Source organism: Kitasatospora sp. NPDC059817 (genome assembly GCF_042731835.1).
Lineage (GTDB): Bacteria > Actinomycetota > Actinomycetes > Streptomycetales > Streptomycetaceae > Kitasatospora.
This window is the reverse complement of sequence record NZ_JBHWIR010000407.1, coordinates 1-1,911: the sequence shown is the minus strand read 5'-3', so window position 1 is coordinate 1,911 and position 1,911 is coordinate 1. Positions and strand designations below refer to the sequence as shown.

The window sequence follows — 1,911 nt, the reverse complement described above, 5'->3', positions numbered from 1 at the left end:
CGCGGCCCCCCCCACAGCCCCCGCGGGGGGGGCCGCCGCGGCGCCCCCCCCCCCCCGGGGGTCCCCCCACCCCGGGCCCCCCGGGCCCAGTCGGAGCGGCGAGGGCCCCGTGGGCGGGGTGTCGAAGGGCGGGATACCGGAGGGTGGGATACCGGGGGGTGGGGTGTCGGAGAGTGCGGGGCCCACCGGCGGACGGTTCGCGGGCGCCTTCCCCGACGCCCTGCGCGGCCGCTTCGCCCCGCTCGGAGTGGCCGGCTCCGGAACCGAGGGCACCGTCTGGCACGTCCGGCGCACCGACGGCGGCGGCGAGGCCGCGGTGAAGGTGACGACCGCCGGCCACGCCATGGACGCCGACCTGCTCGGCTACCTGCGCAACGACGACTACCGCCGCCACGTCCCGCACATCGTCGCCTTCGGCCGGGTCGGCCACCACGGCGCCGAACTCGACTGGGTGGCCATGGAGTACCTGCCGGTCACCCTCGCCGACCACTTCGCCGAACTGCGCAAGCGCGGCCGGCACACCGACCGGCGGGAGGCCGAGCGGATCGTCTACGAGCTCGTCGCCCTGCTCGACTTCTGGCAACGGCGGATCGAGCGCAACCCGCTGGACTTCAAGCCGGCCAACGTCCTGGTCCGCCCCGGCCGCGAGCCCGGGGAGTTCGTGATAGCCGACTTCGGCGGCGTCGCCCGGCTCACCGCCAGCCGCCGCTTCACGCCCGAGACGATCGTCACCATCCCGTACATGGCCCCCGAGCTCCTGGCCGGCCGCAACCACGAGGCCGGGCCCTGGTGGGCGCTCGGCAACGTCCTGTACGAGCTGTTCACCGGCCGCCCCCGCTTCCTCGGCGCGGACGGCCTGCTGATCAGCGACGAGGTGCTGCAACTGGAACTGGTCCTGGGGGACGAGGTCGACCTCTCGGCCCTCGCCGACCCCCGCCAACTGCTGCTCCTCCAAGGGCTGTTCACCAAGAACCCGGAGGACCGCTGGACCGCCCCGCAGGTCCGCAGCTGGCTGGCCGGCGGCAGCCCCGCGGTGGTCCGGCGACAGACCCGGGCCGACACCGGCCGCACCCACCGGCCGATCACCTTCTTCGGCTCCCCCTTCACCGACCCGGCCAAGCTCGCCGAGGTCCTGCTCCGGCGCTCCGGCGACGCGGCCCGCTGGCTCTCCGCCGGGGGAGCGGAGCGGCTGCGCGACTGGTTGCGCGACGACGTCCAGGACAACGTCTTCGACCTGCACCACCTGACCGACGTCGCCCGGGCTCCCGGCTCCCGCCGCGACGCCGTGGCCGCCCTCGCGGTGCTCGCCTTCGGCGCCGCCTTCGCCCCCTCCACCACCCCCTACTACCTCGACCGCCCGATCGACACCCCCGGGCTGGAACGCATCGCCACCGAACCGGACGGCGCCGCGTTCATCGACGCACTGGTCCGGGTCGGGGCCCCGGCCGTCGCCGCCCGCTACGACTGCTTCCACCCCGAGTGCTCCGGCGAACACTGCTCCCGACTGCTCGCCCTCGCCCAACTCCCGGACGTCCTGGCCGAAGTGGACCGTGCCGCCCGCACCGTCGGCGGCGGTCGGCGGGGCGGCGACGGGCTCAGCCCGCAGGAGCGCGAGGAGGCACACCGGTTGGTGGTGTGGCTGAGCGTGCGCCCCGAGGAACGCGACCGGCTGCTCGGCCGGCTCTCGCCGCTGCCCACCGCCCTGCACCGGCTGCCGCTGCCCGAACGGGCGGCGGAGCTCGCCGCCCTGGTCGCGGCGGTGGTGGTGGACGCGGCCCTGGCCGCCGGCTCCGGGCTCCGCACGGCCGTACGCGCCGCAGCGCGCCGGCCCGCGCCGGACCCGACCCCCGCGCCCGGGGGGGGGCGGGGGCCGGCGCTGTTAAACAAAAAACACCCCCCCCTCACACACAG

Annotated in this window: 1 protein-coding gene; it reads left to right on the top strand. The window is 76.2% G+C overall.

Features of this window, described 5'->3' with window-relative positions; genetic code table 11:
- Positions 1–163: 163 nt before the first annotated feature.
- Positions 164–1,911, top strand: a 1,748-nt coding sequence (locus ACFV61_RS35785; RefSeq protein ID WP_380496351.1) for a hypothetical protein, incomplete at its 3' end; no start/stop codon positions are given.